11 protein-coding genes and 1 pseudogene are annotated in these 15618 nt (G+C 39.0%); 4 read left to right on the top strand and 8 right to left on the bottom strand.

Annotated features, from left to right (window positions below; translation table 11 throughout):
• The first annotated feature begins 92 nt into the window (after positions 1-92).
• Both E2H97_RS09875 and E2H97_RS09870 read left to right on the top strand, forming a co-directional pair.
• On the top strand, positions 93-2105 hold the full coding sequence (locus E2H97_RS09875; RefSeq protein WP_133406980.1) for an NADPH-dependent 2,4-dienoyl-CoA reductase: 2013 nt from the start codon (positions 93-95) through the stop codon (positions 2103-2105).
• 106 nt (positions 2106-2211) lie between these two features.
• Positions 2212-2901 (top strand): hypothetical protein, encoded by a 690-nt coding sequence (locus E2H97_RS09870; RefSeq protein WP_133406979.1) that lies wholly within the window; start codon positions 2212-2214, stop codon positions 2899-2901.
• Positions 2902-2907: 6 nt separating this feature from the next.
• Here E2H97_RS09870 and yfaE read toward each other — a convergent pair whose 3' ends face one another.
• From yfaE to ubiG, 5 genes are all read right to left on the bottom strand, one after another.
• Positions 2908-3207, bottom strand: a complete 300-nt coding sequence (gene yfaE / locus E2H97_RS09865) for a class I ribonucleotide reductase maintenance protein YfaE (RefSeq protein WP_133406978.1) — start codon at positions 3205-3207, stop codon at positions 2908-2910.
• Positions 3207-4337, bottom strand: coding sequence for a class Ia ribonucleoside-diphosphate reductase subunit beta (gene nrdB / locus E2H97_RS09860; RefSeq protein WP_133406977.1), 1131 nt, complete (start codon positions 4335-4337; stop codon positions 3207-3209). Before nrdB ends, yfaE begins: the two co-directional genes overlap by 1 nt.
• A gap of 69 nt (positions 4338-4406) precedes the next feature.
• A complete protein-coding gene (nrdA, locus tag E2H97_RS09855; RefSeq protein ID WP_133406976.1) occupies positions 4407-6695 on the bottom strand; it encodes a class 1a ribonucleoside-diphosphate reductase subunit alpha in 2289 nt (762 codons plus the stop codon).
• A 367-nt stretch (positions 6696-7062) separates the two neighbouring features.
• Positions 7063-7722: an HAD family hydrolase gene (locus tag E2H97_RS09850; RefSeq protein WP_133406975.1), complete on the bottom strand. Its 660-nt coding sequence runs from the start codon at positions 7720-7722 to the stop codon at positions 7063-7065.
• Positions 7722-8432, bottom strand: a complete 711-nt coding sequence (gene ubiG, locus E2H97_RS09845; RefSeq protein WP_133406974.1) for a bifunctional 2-polyprenyl-6-hydroxyphenol methylase/3-demethylubiquinol 3-O-methyltransferase UbiG — start codon at positions 8430-8432, stop codon at positions 7722-7724. The genes E2H97_RS09850 and ubiG overlap by 1 nt, the downstream gene beginning before the upstream one ends.
• Before the next feature lie 341 nt (positions 8433-8773).
• Between ubiG and gyrA the strand changes: the two genes are divergently transcribed.
• Together gyrA and serC are read left to right on the top strand one after the other, a co-directional pair.
• Positions 8774-11437, top strand: coding sequence for a DNA topoisomerase (ATP-hydrolyzing) subunit A (gyrA, locus tag E2H97_RS09840; RefSeq protein WP_133406973.1), 2664 nt, complete (start codon positions 8774-8776; stop codon positions 11435-11437).
• 55 nt (positions 11438-11492) lie between these two features.
• Entirely contained in the window at positions 11493-12575 is a 1083-nt protein-coding gene (serC, locus tag E2H97_RS09835) for a 3-phosphoserine/phosphohydroxythreonine transaminase (protein WP_133406972.1), read from the top strand.
• Between the two features lie 386 nt (positions 12576-12961).
• Here serC and E2H97_RS09830 read toward each other — a convergent pair whose 3' ends face one another.
• The 3 genes and pseudogenes from E2H97_RS09830 to E2H97_RS09820 all read right to left on the bottom strand — a co-directional run bounded on the left by E2H97_RS09830 (position 12962) and on the right by E2H97_RS09820 (position 15592).
• Positions 12962-13225, bottom strand: a complete 264-nt coding sequence (locus E2H97_RS09830; protein WP_133406971.1) for a hypothetical protein — start codon at positions 13223-13225, stop codon at positions 12962-12964.
• A gap of 116 nt (positions 13226-13341) precedes the next feature.
• Complete coding sequence (mnmC2, locus tag E2H97_RS09825; protein ID WP_133406970.1) at positions 13342-14058, bottom strand: tRNA (5-methylaminomethyl-2-thiouridine)(34)-methyltransferase MnmC2; 717 nt, start codon at positions 14056-14058, stop codon at positions 13342-13344.
• 161 nt (positions 14059-14219) lie between these two features.
• Positions 14220-15592 (bottom strand): annotated as a pseudogene (locus E2H97_RS09820) (MATE family efflux transporter).
• Between the last annotated feature and the right edge of the window lie 26 nt (positions 15593-15618).

Genomic DNA, 15618 nt, shown 5'->3' with positions numbered 1-15618 from the left:
TGTAACTGTTTTTAATAATACTAATAGGTACTTGAGGAAACCTGACGAAGGCATTAAGTTATCCTTACTATAAATATTAAAAAGGTGGCCAGATGCAATACCCTCATATTTTTAAACCTTTAGATCTAGGCTTCACAAAATTAAAAAATAGAGTGTTAATGGGCTCAATGCATACTGGGCTTGAAGAGCAAAAAGGCGGCTTCGAAAAACTGGCTCAATTTTATCAAGAAAGGGCAGAGGGTGGCGTTGGATTGATAGTCACAGGTGGTATAGCACCTAATTTTTGTGGTAGGGCTTATCCTTTTGCTGCTGAGTTAAGTAGTGGTTTTCAACTTTCTAAGCATCGATTGATTACAGACGCTGTTCATAAAACAGATACTAAAATTTGCATGCAAATTCTCCATACTGGTAGGTATGCTTATCATCCTTTTGCTGTCGCTCCTAGTCGTATTAAGGCACCCATTAGCCGTTTTACACCATGGAAATTAACAAAGTGGTGGATTCGCTCGACGATTAAGGATTTTATTAGATGTGCCAGTTTAGCCCAGCAAGCAGGTTATGATGGTGTCGAAGTGATGGGATCTGAAGGCTATCTTATCAATCAATTTATCAGTAAAAGAACCAATAAAAGAGCTGATGAATGGGGCGGGAGCTTTGAAAACCGATGTAGTTTAGCCTTGGATATTGTAAAAGGGATAAGGGAAAAACTGGGTACAGACTTTATCATTATTTTTCGACTTTCAATGTTGGACTTGGTTGAGGAAGGGTCAACATGGGATGAAGTGATTCAACTTGCGAAATGGTTGGAAGAAGCTGGCGTGACGATCATCAATACCGGAATTGGTTGGCACGAAGCTCGAATTCCGACTATCGCCTCTAGCGTACCGAGAGCAGCATTCTCATGGGTTACGGCAAAATTAAAAGGTGAAGTATCCATACCTTTAGTGGCAACTAATCGCATTAATACACCTGAAGTTGCTGAGAATATATTAAAAAGTGGACAAGCAGATATGGTTTCTATGGCAAGGCCATTCTTAGCTGATGCTGACTTTGTAAATAAGGCAGAAGCAGGTACTCCTGAACTGATAAATACTTGTATTGGCTGTAATCAGGCGTGTTTAGATCATGCTTTTGAATTAAAGCGTGTTACTTGTCTCGTCAATCCAAGGGCTTGTTTTGAAACTGAACTGAATTTTGAACCTTCGTCAAACCCTAAACGTATCGCTGTTGTTGGGGCAGGACCAGCAGGACTGGCTTTTAGTATCTACGCAGCACAACGAGGTCATAAAGTCGTGTTATTTGAAGCTAACAGTGAAGTTGGTGGTCAATTTAATCTTGCTAGGAAAGTTCCAGGTAAGGAAGAATTCAACGAAACAATCAGGTATTTTCTAGCCCAAATTGATAAGTTGAATATTGATTTAAGATTAAATACGCATTTTAACCCTGAAACTGAACATGATTTTGATAAATACATTTTGGCATCAGGTGTAAAACCAAGAGAGATCCCTCTTGAAGGTATCGAGCATCCATCAGTGATCAGTTATCAAAAGCTGTTAATTGAGCAGCCGGTTTTAGGACATCGCATTGCAATTATCGGCGCTGGTGGAATTGGATTTGATATCGCTCATTATTTATTAGAACCAAAATCCAAAACGCTAAATAAAGAGTCTTGGCTTTCCCGCTGGGGCATTGATCAAAACCACCGTTCTGCAGGTGGGTTAATGGTTGAGAATGACTCAGACATTACAGCAAAACAGGTTTATTTATTACAACGAAAAAACGAAAAAGTAGGTAAGAATTTAGGAAAGACCACAGGCTGGATTCATCGTAGTGAACTAAAGCATCACAATGTTATTAGCAAAACAGGTGTCAGTTATCAAAAAGTTGATGATGATGGACTTCATATTTCTATTAATGGTGTTGATGAAGTTCTAGATGTTGACAATATTGTGATTTGCGCAGGTCAAGAATCAAATCTTGAGCTGAGTCAGCAGTTAGAACAATTAGGTAGAGAAGTTGAAATAATTGGTGGTGCAGCTGAAGCTGGAGAACTTGATGCTAAAAGAGCAATCAGACAAGGCGCTGAACTGGCTGCTGTTATTTAATGCGATATGCTAAAGGTCACATTAACAGTATCTTATCGTTGAGAAGTTTATTTTAAAAATATAGGTTAGGGCACGCGTTAGCGATCACACTTTATCTGAGTTTTTTATGCGAAATATTACAATTTGTTCAATTTTAATTTTAACAGGCTGTGTATCTGTTCCTACGTACAAATCAAAGTCAACATATCAACAAGCACAAACAAGTTGCATTCAAAAGACAGCGTTAAGTGTGAATGATCATACTATACAAAGGCTAAACTTAGTTAATTTGAAACGACTTAATAAAAAGTATTTTGAAATTAATAATAAGACATGTCAGTTAGTGAATTATGGAGACTACAAATCAGCGAGTATCGCGTTTGAATTAAATGAAAAGCGTAATAACACACTGGTCATCAACAGTCAGGTTGTAAAATCAAAAGACAAGAAGTTTTATCTCTTTTACCCAGTTATTACCACTTTGGACTCTAAGTACGAAAAAATCCAAGAGATCCTCCCTAAATATGAATTTCAATTTAAGGATAATGTACTCACCAATACATTTAAATTACCGGAAAGTACTAAGTATATTTTGGTTCACACTAAGCCGGAATTTACTGGAATGACATTTGATGAATCAACAGTACGTTATGAAAGTGCAAATAAATTATCTGGGTTAGCAGTAGCGTTAGCCGTGGTCGGTGGGGCTGCTGGAGGAGCAGTGGGTGGCGCTATTAATGCCGATAACTCCTATGTTCAGCAGAGAAGTGATACTTTTACATTTTCAAATGCTGGTGCGATAAAAGTGATGGACTAAATATTATTAGTCTTCAACATTTAGTGGTGCTTGAGTATTTGCTGCTAAGTCTAGATCTAAGTCTTCTTGCGGCTTACAGCAACAAGGAAGGCATTCATCTTCTTCAAGTACGGCCAAGGGCTCTTGAATATAATTTACCGTGCCACTAATAACTTTAGTCTTACAAGAGCCGCAAAAACCATTGCGGCATTCAGAGAATATATCAATTTGTTTTTCTTCTAATGCTTCAAGTAGAGTGGCCTGTTTATCAAACAATAAAACAGGCTTACCTTGCAGATAAACAATTGGCGCTTTTTTGAAATTCATTACAAATCGAAATCTTCAAATTCACTTTCGTCAATTGATGCGTCGATTTGGCCAACTAAATAAGATGACACTTCAACTTCTTGGGGTGCTACCTGAACTGCATCACTTTCTAGCCAGTTTTTCATCCATGGTAATGGATTTGAACTTTCAGAGTAGGGTTGCGCAAGACCAACGGCTTTCATACGTTGGTTTGTTATGTATTCTACATACTGACAAAGAATTTCTTTGTTCATACCAATCATAGAACCGTCTTTGAACAGGTATTCTGCCCATTCTTTTTCTTGCTCTGCGGCTTTGTAGAATAAATCATAAGCTTCTTGCTGACATTCAGCTGCAATTTCTGCCATTTCTGGATCATCTTTACCAGATTGCATTAGGTTAAGAATGTGCTGTGTGCCATTTAAGTGCAAAGCTTCGTCACGGGCAATCAAACGAATAATTTTAGCGTTACCTTCCATCAGTTTACGTTCTGCAAAAGCAAATGAACATGCAAAGCTTACGTAGAAACGAATGGCTTCTAGAGCATTCACTGACATCATACACAGGTAGAGCTTTTTCTTAAGGACTCTTAAATTGACGGTAAAAGTTTTACCATCGACAGTGTGAGTACCTGCACCGAACAACTCGTAAATTTGAGTAAGCTTGATTAAGTCATCGTAAAATTCAGAAATATCAGTAGCACGTTTTAAAATCTCTTCATTTACAACAATATCATCGAATACGGTCGAAGGATCATTAACGATGTTACGAATGATATGAGTATATGAGCGGCTATGGATGGTTTCAGAGAATGACCATGTTTCAATCCAAGTTTCTAACTCAGGAATTGAGACTAATGGCAAAAATGCCACATTTGGCGAGCGCCCTTGAATTGAATCAAGTAGGGTTTGGTACTTCAGGTTTGAGATGAAGATGTGCTTTTCATGATCCGGTAATGCAGCATAATCGATTTTATCACGACTAACATCAACTTCCTCTGGGCGCCAGAAAAAAGATAACTGCTTTTCTATAAGTTTTTCAAAAACTTCATATTTTTGTTGGTCATAACGAGCAACATTGACCGGTTGACCAAAAAACATTGGTTCTTTGGTTGCATCGTTGGGTTGTTGACAAAAAGTTGAATAAGCCATGTTGTAATACTCTGCACTCTAAAAGGGGACGAAACGTCCCCAGATTAATCCTATTAATGAAATGTAAGATTAAATCTTACACGCACCGCCTGCGCATCCATCATCCTCTTCTTCAACACTGGTTATATCATCCAGTTGATCTGAGGCTCCATCTCGAGTGTTATGATAATATAAAGTCTTCACTCCAAGCTTGTATGCAGTCAATAAATCTTTCAATAATGTCTGCATTGGGACTTTGGCATCACTAAATTTGGTTGGGTCATAGTTAGTATTTGCGGAAATTGCTTGGTCGACAAACTTTTGCATGATTCCCACTAACTCAAGATAACCTTGATTTCCATCCATGTTCCAAAGTAGTTCGTATCTGTCTTTTAGCTTATCAAAATCAGGTACAACTTGTTTTAGTTGTCCATCTTTACTTGCTTTAATGCTGATCAAACCACGCGGAGGTTCAATACCATTTGTAGCATTTGAGATTTGTGAAGACGTCTCTGATGGCATTAATGCAGACAGGGTAGAGTTACGTAAACCATACTGCTGTATATCACTACGTAACGATTCCCAATCTAGGTGCAATGGCTCGTTACAGATCTTATCTAGGTCTTTTTTGTAGGTATCAATCGGTAAGATACCTTTCGAATACGTAGTCTCATTGAATAACGGACATGCACCATATTCTTTAGCCAAATTCATTGAAGCTTTTAATAAGTAGTACTGAATCGCTTCAAATGTTTTGTGAGTAAGACCGTTGGCACTACCATCCGAATATTTCAACCCGTTCTTCGCAATATAGTTAGCGAAGTTAATCACACCAATACCTAATGTACGGCGATTCATTGAAGAAAGTTCAGCGGCTTTGATTGGGTAATCTTGATAATCAAGTAAATTATCTAGAGCACGAACGGCAAGATCAGAAAGCTCTTCAAGTTCGTCTAGATTTTCGATAGCACCTAAGTTCAATGCCGAAAGAGTACAAAGTGCAATTTCGCCGTTTGGATCATTGATGTCAGTTAACGGTTTAGTTGGTAATGCAATCTCTAAACAAAGGTTAGATTGACGTACAGGTGCAACTTTCGAGTCAAATGGGCTGTGAGTATTACAGTGATCCACGTTTTGGATATAAATACGACCTGTTGATGCACGCTCTTGCATCAATAAAGAGAACAACTCAGCCGCTTTAATATTTTGACGTTTGATACTGCTGTCGTTTTCGTATTGAAGATATAAACGCTCAAACTCAGTTTGATCTTCAAAAAATGCATCGTAAAGACCAGGAACGTCAGAAGGACTAAACAGTGAAATGTCTTGGCCTTTAATCAAACGCTGATACATCACTTTGTTTACTTGAACACCGTAATCAAGGTGACGGATACGGTTATCTTCTACACCACGGTTGTTTTTAAGAACAAGTAAAGACTCAACTTCAAGATGCCAAATTGGATAGAACAGCGTAGCTGCTCCACCACGAACACCACCTTGCGAGCATGACTTAACCGCGGTTTGGAAGTGCTTATAGAAAGGAATACAACCAGTGTGGAATGCTTCACCGCCACGGATTGGACTACCTAATGCACGAATGCGACCAGCATTAATACCAATACCAGCACGCTGACTAACGTATTTAACGATTGCAGATGAAGTGGCGTTGATTGAATCTAGGCTATCATCACACTCGATCAGTACACATGAACTGAACTGACGAGTAGGCGTACGTACACCAGCCATGATTGGTGTTGGTAAAGATATTTTGAATTTAGAAGTTGCATCATAAAAACGTTTAATGTGATCTAAACGCGTTTCTTTCGGGTAGCGAGAGAATAAGCATGCTGCTACCAAAATATACAAAAACTGCGCGCTTTCATAAACTTCACCAGATACACGGTTTTGTACCAGATACTTACCTTCTAACTGCTTTACAGCAGCATAAGAGAAGGTCATATCACGCCAGTGATCTATGTAAGAATCCATAGTATCAATTTCATCCTTGCTATAGTCTTCAAGGATGTGATTGTCGTATTTACCTAACTCAATAAGTTTAGTGACATGGTCATATAGCTTTGGCGGTTCAAATTGACCAAAGGCTTTCTTTCGTAAATGGAAAACAGCTAAACGAGCAGCTAAAAACTGGTAATCAGGTGACTGTGGAGAAATTAAATCTGCAGCGGCCTTGATGATGGTTTCATGAATCGCTTCAGTCGGAATACCGTTATAAAATTGAAGGTGTGAGCGAAGTTCTACTTCGGATACAGATACATTGTTAAGCCCTTCGGCTGCCCATGTGATCACGCGGTGGATTTTTTCGAGATCGATCGTTTCTCTCTCACCACTACGTTTTGTAACTGTCATATTGCTGTTCATTGAAGATAAGCCTTGTCTATATATCGTCAGCAACTACTGCTGAGTTGTTCATGTAATACAATCGAATCATGACAACCCTTGGCTAGGCAAGGTGAAGTCTTAATTTGTTTATTTTGCAGGCAAATTGTAGTGTAGCGATTGTTATTAATACACAAGATATAGTGTTTATTATGTTGTTACCTACAAGATAGTGAGGTTAGTTGGATTTTGCAAGATGTATATCTTGTGGATAACTTGAGGGTAAAATTGAGGTTAGTAATAGCTAACCATAGAAGCATTTTTATTAAAACCTATATCACCGCAAGGTGAATATATGAACGGCAAAATTTTCTTCCTTAAGGGTTAACAAATTGTTAAAAACAATATTTTATAAATTGAACAATTGTAAAAGTTCATTGGGATCGTTTAAGGTTCGATCAGCGTTCCAATTTTCTAAGCAGTCATCTGAATGTAAATAACCCCATGCCGCAATGGCTGATTTCATACCAGCATTATGTGCCGCACTTATATCTGTTTGAGAATCTCCAACATAAATGATTTCATTTGCAGGTAGACTCAGCTGCTGAGCCGCAAGCAGCATCGGCTGGGGATTTGGTTTAGAGTGAATAGTAGAGTCACCTGAAACCAGTGTTTTGACATTACTCAAGGACTGACATTGTTTCACCAGTGGTCGTGCAAACTTTGCTGCTTTGTTGGTGACGATGCCATATGTGTAACCGTGCAAGTCTAGCTTTTTTAATAACTCTATGATGCCGTCAAAAGTATCGGTTTTTTCTCCGTTGACACGTTGATAATGCGACAACATGGCCTGTTGGACTTCCCGTTGGACATCAAGTGTTTGATTGGGAATCGCATCTTGGCATATTACTAAACTACCTCGTGATATCGTTTGCTTAACTTGAGACTCTGAAACTTGAGCAAAACCATGATCGGTTAAACTGAGATTCAGAGCATACGTTAGGTCTTTAGCTGTATCGAGTAAAGTACCGTCGAGATCAAATAAAATCCCTTTTATTTTTTCTGACATTATTTAACCTTTTGACAAGCAATCATATAGTTAACATCGAGCTTATTGGTATATGAAAAAATTTGAGTGATTGGATTATATTTAGTTCCAATAGCATCAAAACATTGCAGCTCGGTTTGTTCTACTAATTTAATCAACTCGGAAGGACGGATAAATTTACTGTGGTCATGTGTGCCAACCGGAAGCATTTTTAATACGTATTCAGCGCCAACAATCGCTTGAATGTATGACATGAGATTACGGTTGATGGTAGAGAAAAAAGCATAGCCGTCTTTTTTGACCATATCGCAACAAGCTTGAATCACAGAGAGTGGATCTGGAACATGCTCCAGCATTTCCATACAAGTTACAACATCATAATGTTCACGGTGCTCATCGCGATGAGATTCTGCTGTTTGTTGTAAGTAATTGACAGTAACACCAGATTCCAATGCATGTAATCGAGCAACTTCTAATGGTTCTGTTCCCATATCTAACCCAGAAACATTAGCGCCTAGCTTAGCCATGCTTTCAGATAAAATTCCGCCACCACAGCCAACATCCAGTACTTGTTTACCAAATAATCCTTGGCTTTTTTCATCGATATAATTAAGACGAAGTGGATTCATTTGATGAAGAGGCTTAAATTCACCATTTGGATCCCACCATGTAGCAGCCATACTTTCAAACTTAGCGATTTCTTGTTTATCTACATTTAAATTGTCTTGCATACTCAATTGCCAAATATCCGGCTAAAAATTAGTTGCGATTATATAACGAATAATAACTTTAGCTATGTGATTAATTTATCAATCGCTTAAAAAAAGTGCTAACAATCAGTCATTTTTTGATTAGTATTAATGTTTGATATCAAGGTTGCTCAAATAAAAGTTCGTTATATCACAGGCTTCAAAAGCAATTGGGTTTGTAAGTGTTTAAATGCTGTTTAAACAAAATTAGATTGCAGTGGCGGCTTCAAATAACTGTGTTAGAATGTTAAATCAATTTTTTTGGGCTCGAATGGACACGGAATCATAGTGTCGTCAGCAATTTTCAGGAGAGCGAGCAGTTTATGACTGATCTGGCATCATCAATTTCGCCGATAAACATCGAGGATGAATTAAAAAATTCTTACCTTGATTATGCAATGAGCGTGATCGTAGGTAGGGCGCTGCCAGATGTACGTGATGGCTTAAAGCCTGTACATCGTCGCGTTCTATTCGCAATGAACGAGTTAAAAAACGACTATAACAAGCCTTATAAGAAGTCGGCTCGTGTTGTAGGTGACGTAATAGGTAAATATCACCCACATGGTGACTCAGCGGTTTACGATACCATTGTTCGTTTAGCTCAACCTTTCTCTATGCGTTACACCTTAGTTGATGGACAAGGTAACTTTGGTTCGGTAGATGGAGACGCTGCAGCAGCAATGCGTTATACCGAAATCCGCATGGAAAAACTGTCTCACCAATTATTGGCTGATTTAGATAAAGAGACCGTTGATTTTGTACCTAACTATGACGGTACAGAGCAAATTCCAGCCGTTTTACCTACTCGTATTCCAGCATTACTGGTTAATGGTTCTGCGGGTATTGCGGTTGGTATGGCAACGAACATTCCACCTCACAACTTAACTGAAGTGGTTCAAGGCTGCTTAGCATTAATTGATAACCCAGATGTCACCATTGATGAGTTAATGGAATACATACCGGGACCAGACTTCCCGACAGCAGCAACCATCAATGGTCGTAAGGGTATCATTGAAGCATATCGAACAGGTCGTGGTCGTGCGGTAATGCGTGCTCGTGCCGTTGTTGAAACTGATAACAATGGTAAAGAAACGATTATTGTTTCTGAAATTCCTTACCAAGTTAACAAAGCTAAGCTTATCGAGAAAATCGCTGAGTTAGTAAAAGACAAGCGTATCGAAGGTATCAGTGCTCTAAGAGATGAGTCTGATAAAGAAGGTATGCGTATTGTTATCGAAATCAAGCGTGGTGAAGTAGGCGAGGTTGTTCTAAATAATCTTTACGCACAAACGCAAATGCAGTGTTCTTTTGGTATCAATATGGTTGCCCTAAGTAATGGTCAACCTAAGATATTCAACCTAAAAGAAATGCTAGAAGCATTTGTTCTGCATCGTCGCGAAGTGGTAACTCGTCGTACCGTTTACGAATTACGCAAAGCCCGCGACCGTGCTCATATCCTTGAGTCATTAGCGATTGCACTGGCTAACATCGATCCTGTTATTGAGCTTATCAAAAACTCGCCAACGCCCAACGAAGCAAAAGCTAAGTTAATTGCGCAAGGTTGGGATTTGGGCAATGTTAAGTCGATGCTTGAAAAAGCAGGTGATGATGCAGCACGTCCAGAGTGGTTAGAGCCAGAGTACGGTATTCGCGATGGAAAATATTACTTAACTGAGCAACAAGCTCAAGCAATTCTTGAGCTTCGTTTACACCGTTTAACTGGTCTTGAACATGAAAAGATCTTAAACGAATACGAAGAGCTATTGGAATTCATCGCAGGCCTGTTGCACATTCTTCGCAGCCCAGAGCGCTTGATGGAAGTGATCAAAGAAGAGCTTGAAGTGGTTCTTGCTGATTTTGGTGACGAGCGTCGTACTGAAATCAATGCAAACGAAGTTGATATGAGCCTTGAAGACCTTATCAACGAAGAAGATGTAGTTGTAACTCTATCGCATCTTGGTTATGCCAAGTACCAGCCATTAACCGATTACCAAGCGCAACGTCGTGGTGGTAAAGGTAAAGCGGCAACTAAGGTTAAAGACGAAGACTTTGTTGAGAAGTTATTGGTGGCGAATACCCACGATACAATCTTGTGCTTCTCCGACAAAGGTAAGATGTACTGGTTGAAGGTTTATCAATTACCTCTTGCAAGTCGTACCGCACGTGGTCGCCCAATTGTTAACTTGTTACCACTCACCGATGAAGAGCGTATCACTGCAATTCTGCCTGTACGTGAGTACTCAGAAGATAAGTTCATCATCATGGCAACTGCACATGGTACAGTTAAGAAGACAGCACTGACTGCGTATAGTAATCCTCGTTCTAACGGTATTATTGCGGTTAACCTACGTGATGATGACGAGCTAATTGGTGTTGATATCACCAATGGTGATGATGAGATCATGTTGTTCTCGAACGAAGGTAAAGTGGTTCGCTTTGGTGAGAAAGTTCGTGATTCTGAAACTGGTGAAATCAGACGCGACCCAGAAACCGGTGAAGAAGTTTACTCATTAAGAGCGATGGGACGTACTGCAACCGGTGTCCGTGGTATTAAGCTTGAAGACGGACAAAAAGTAGTATCGCTAATCGTTCCTAAAGGCGATGGTGATATTCTGACAGTTACTGAAAATGGTTACGGTAAACGTACCATTCTAAGCGAATACCCAGCTAAGAGCCGTGCAACCAAAGGTGTTGTATCTATCAAGGTTAGCGAACGTAATGGTGAAGTTGTTGGCGCTGTTCAAGTGAACGAAAACGACGAAATCATGCTGATCAGCGACAAAGGTACATTAGTGCGAACTCCAGCTAGTGGCGTTTCGACCATCGGTCGTAACACGCAAGGTGTAACCATTATCCGTACTGCTGATGGCGAAAGCGTCGTTGGATTGCAGCGTATTGATGAAGTTCAGTGTGCAGACGATGAAGTCGAAGAGGCTATCGAAGAAGCCGCGGCTGAAGGTGCAACAGCGCAACCAACAGAAGAATAATCGGAAAGAACAGACTGAGCGCCTAAATGGCGCTCTTTTTTTAAGGAATGAAAGAGTGACGAAAACCTACAATTTTTGTGCTGGTCCTGCAATGATCCCAGAGCCTGTCATGCAAAAAGCGCAAGCAGAGTTAATTAATTGGAATGGCTTAGGTACTTCAGTTATGGAAGTAAGTCATAGAGATAAGCCTTTTCTAGCATTAGCTAAACAAGCCGAAGAAGATCTTCGTGAGCTAATGAACATTCCTGAAAATTATCATGTGTTCTTCATGCATGGTGGAGGAAGAGCTCAATTTGCGGCTGTTGTAAATAACTTTTTAGGAGAGCAAGGTAAAGCGCTATATCTGGTTTCTGGTCAATGGTCACATTTAGCTGCAGTTGAAGCAAAAAATTTAGTCGCTGAAGAACAAATTGAAACGCTTGATATTTCCAATTATCAAGATAAAGAGTCGACTAAATCAGTAACGCTACCAGACTTTTCTAATGACAAACGTGATTTTAGATATTTACACTATTGTCCAAATGAGACCGTGGATGGTATCGAGATTTTTGATGACATTGAATGCCCTTGGCCAGTAATTGCCGATATGTCTTCTAACATTCTTTCTAGAGAGATAGATGTATCAAAATTTGCAGTGATTTATGCAGGGGCACAAAAAAATATTGGGCCATCAGGTTTATCTATTGCGATAGTTCGTGATGATATGTTGCAATTGCCTAGCCTACCTCAGCCAACGATCTTTCATTATAAAGCGCAGCTTGAAACTAATTCTATGTATAACACTCCACCAACATTTGCTTGGTACTTGGCAGCTGAAGTATTCAAGTGGCTTAAAGATATTGGTGGTGTTTCATATATCGAAAAGCACAACAAAGAAAAAGCGGCATTACTTTATGATGTAATTGATAATTCCGATGACTTTTACAATGACGTAGCCTTAAATAATCGATCTTTAATGAACGTGACTTTCCATATGCATGATACCAATAGTGAAGCTAAGTTTTTGGCTGATGCTGAGAGTGAAGGCTTAGTTGCTCTGAAAGGACACCGCTTTGTCGGTGGCTTAAGAGCAAGTATCTATAATGCTATGTCCAAAGAAGGTGTTAAGGAATTGGTAAGGTTTATCGAAAAGTATTAAATAAAATAAACCTGTATACTCATCAGAATTCAGGTCTTTATCATTTACGGGATAAACCTGAATTTTTTATTTTTCATTGAACCATTATTCATTTTTAAAGCGTTGTAAGTTTTTAGCTTAAAACGGAACTGGTTTTGAATATCTCGAGTAACTAAGCATTTCTCTAAGTGTAAGTTGTAGTTAAGAGTATAATTTAGCGCTGCTTTATAACACTTCTGAAGTTTTGATGTTTGTTAAATTTGCTCTATACCTCTGAATACTTGGGTATTTATGAGGTGGGTTGTAACTTTCCTCTGTATAAATCTCCCTACTACGATAGGGTGAATCTAATACTTCTGGGGTGGGTTTTAATGTATGGAAAAGGTTTAAAGGTTTTAATGCTGCTATTATTTTTTTCTTATTGGGATCGAAATCCTCTCCTCTGGGGGGGGACCTTCTTGTCTTGATTTAACAGCATTAAGTATCCTACCCTCGGTAAAAATAAGGCTATAATGCATTCCGCCAATATAAGCAGGAACTCTATAAAACTCAGGAGATGGTTCCCATCCCCCGTCATATTTTTTTTGTTCACAAGATATATCATTAATTGTCAACTGACTGATTTGAGACTTAACAGTCTCAAGAATCTGTTGTGGTGAAAATGCTGCCATAGTATTTTGATTTAATCATGAATTATTGACCAATAATTACTCTTTACACCCAATTGTTACAAGGTAATTCTTTGAATTAATTCAAGATATACAGAAAGCGTTCAGGAAAGTGGGCTCTAATTTTTCCAAGCTCGAGTAATTTCGCGTCTCCCCATAGGCCCTTTACATTGATCCAGAGTGAAGCCTATCGACTTTAGATCACGCTTAAACTGACCGTTTGCACAATAGCTAACAAGTAAACCGTTCGGTTTTAAGGCTTCAAAACACTTTTCGAATAATTGCTTTTCCCAAGCATCTGGTTGCTTACTAGGGGCGAAAGCATCATAAAAAATTATATCTATTGAATTGGGTTCAAGCTTAGTTTCATGTAATTTTTGATTGAGTTTTTTAAGCTCAAAATTTTCAGTTATTTTAACTGTATTATTCCACTCACAGGTATGCAATTGCCGGAATAACTCCGGGTAGGGCTGAGCTAAGTTATCAGTGTAATTGAGTTGTAACGCAGTAGCTGCTGGAACTGGGAATGGTTCTAAACTTATATAATGAACTCTTGTATTACTATGAGTGCAATGCTGTAACGTTAACAATGCATTTAGACCTGTACCAAAACCAAATTCAAGAATAGTGATAGGGTCTCTCGAGTCACTTCTATTGCTAATGTAATATTCTAAGCCGCATTGAATATACACATATTGAGACTCAGTATGGGCACCATTATAGGCATGGTATGACTCTTCTAATGACGGGTTGATCAAAGTATGAGAACCATCTTTGGTGATGTGTAATTGTACTTCTTGCATTAATCCAATATAGGCTGACTTGATTTGGCTCATAGTGTAAATAACTGCGGATTGTTTTACAAAAATTCTCTTTGTGAAATCAGCTACGTTTCTCTTTATTTATTTGACTATTCATTAGACTGCAGAAATTTGTAGAAACTTGAATATCGACCAGAAAAGGAGTGCATTATTTCTGATCGATATGTTACTTACTTTTAGTTCAACGTGTTATTGGAAGCAAACTGTTGCTCCATTTTCTTTTGTGTGACGTGCAGACGCCAGAAAAATAGAACAGCTGCGGTTGTTAAACCTGCAATAAGTCCAATCCAAAAACCTTTCGCTCCCATGGCTGGAGCTAGTATATTTGTTTTGCCTAAAATATACCCAAGCGTTACACCCACACCCCAATATGAATTTAAGGTGATAAAAAAAGTAACTGTATTGTCTTTGTAGCCACGTAATGCCCCTGCTGCAACGACTTGTATTGCGTCTGAAATTTGATATAAGGCCGCCAAGCCCATAAGAGCAACGGCCATCTGTACAACAATAGGGTCATTATTGTAGATCAGAGCAATTCTTTCTTTGAACAAAAGGGTAATGATTGCAGTTATAACTGCCATCGATAAGCCGATTGTCAGACCAATTTTAGTCGCACTTTTTGAGAGTACTAGATTTTCACGTCCAACATAATAACCAACGCGAATAGATACAGCCATTCCGATGGATAGTGGCAGCATAAAGACTACCGAGGAAAAGTTAAGAGCAATTTGGTGGCTTGCAACAACGTTTGAGCCCAATGGTGCCAACATAAGAGCGATGACTGAAAATAAGCTGACTTCAAATAAGACAGATAAACCAATCGGTAAACCTAAAACGGTTAGACCTTTAATTGCAGTGAAATCAGGCTTATAGAATTGATGAAATAACTTAATTTGTTTGAATTTGGGATGAACATGAATGTAAACCGCCATACTTATCAGCATGCACCACATAACTAGGGCGGTGGCAACACCACATCCAGCGCCACCCATTGCAGGAGCACCCAAGTAACCATTGATAAAAATATAATTTACTGGAATGTTTATCAGTAAACCTATAAAGCCAATCATCATAGTCGGTAAGGTATATGAAATTCCTTCACTACAGCCTCTCAAGGTTTGGTAAAGCATAAAAGCTGGAGCCCCCACAAAACAGCATCAATATAGCCTTCAGCTAATAGTGATAGCTTGGGTTCAAGAGCCATTTTTGAGAGAATAAGCGAGGAAAAGCTTAAAGTAACCATGACCAGCACCGCACCGATTAGAGCAATGTAACCAGCCTGATGAATGAAAGGACGGATTTTTTCAGGCTTGTTGGCACCATGATGTCCTGCTACAACAGGGGTAAAGGCCATTAATATGCCTAGAATAAATAAAAAAGGCGGAAACCATAAACTGGTTCCAATTGCTACTGCCGCCATGTCAGTTGCACTAACTTGACCAGCCATAACGGTATCAGTAAATCCCATTAATGTTTGGGTTACTTGTGCGATAAAAATTGGAGCTGCGAGCTGAAGTAAACGCTTAGCTTGATACCCGAACCGATTCATTCAACCACCTTAATACTGAAGAGAAT

The sequence above is a fragment of the Parashewanella tropica genome, assembly GCF_004358445.1.
Classification (GTDB): domain Bacteria; phylum Pseudomonadota; class Gammaproteobacteria; order Enterobacterales; family Shewanellaceae; genus Parashewanella; species Parashewanella tropica.
The sequence above is the reverse complement of the archived record's forward strand: the minus strand, read 5'-3'. Positions and strand labels throughout refer to the sequence as shown.

What these genes read in the sequence shown, in the direction of transcription:
- E2H97_RS09875 (WP_133406980.1), top strand. Translation starts at nt 93, where the DNA reads ATGCAATACCCTCATATTTTTAAACCTTTAGATCTAGGCTTCACAAAA.
- E2H97_RS09870 (WP_133406979.1), top strand. Translation starts at nt 2,212, where the DNA reads ATGCGAAATATTACAATTTGTTCAATTTTAATTTTAACAGGCTGTGTA.
- yfaE (WP_133406978.1), bottom strand. Translation starts at nt 3,207, where the DNA reads ATGAATTTCAAAAAAGCGCCAATTGTTTATCTGCAAGGTAAGCCTGTT.
- nrdB (WP_133406977.1), bottom strand. Translation starts at nt 4,337, where the DNA reads ATGGCTTATTCAACTTTTTGTCAACAACCCAACGATGCAACCAAAGAA.
- nrdA (WP_133406976.1), bottom strand. Translation starts at nt 6,695, where the DNA reads ATGAACAGCAATATGACAGTTACAAAACGTAGTGGTGAGAGAGAAACG.
- E2H97_RS09850 (WP_133406975.1), bottom strand. Translation starts at nt 7,722, where the DNA reads ATGTCAGAAAAAATAAAAGGGATTTTATTTGATCTCGACGGTACTTTA.
- ubiG (WP_133406974.1), bottom strand. Translation starts at nt 8,432, where the DNA reads ATGCAAGACAATTTAAATGTAGATAAACAAGAAATCGCTAAGTTTGAA.
- gyrA (WP_133406973.1), top strand. Translation starts at nt 8,774, where the DNA reads ATGACTGATCTGGCATCATCAATTTCGCCGATAAACATCGAGGATGAA.
- E2H97_RS09830 (WP_133406971.1), bottom strand. Translation starts at nt 13,225, where the DNA reads ATGGCAGCATTTTCACCACAACAGATTCTTGAGACTGTTAAGTCTCAA.
- mnmC2 (WP_133406970.1), bottom strand. Translation starts at nt 14,058, where the DNA reads ATGAGCCAAATCAAGTCAGCCTATATTGGATTAATGCAAGAAGTACAA.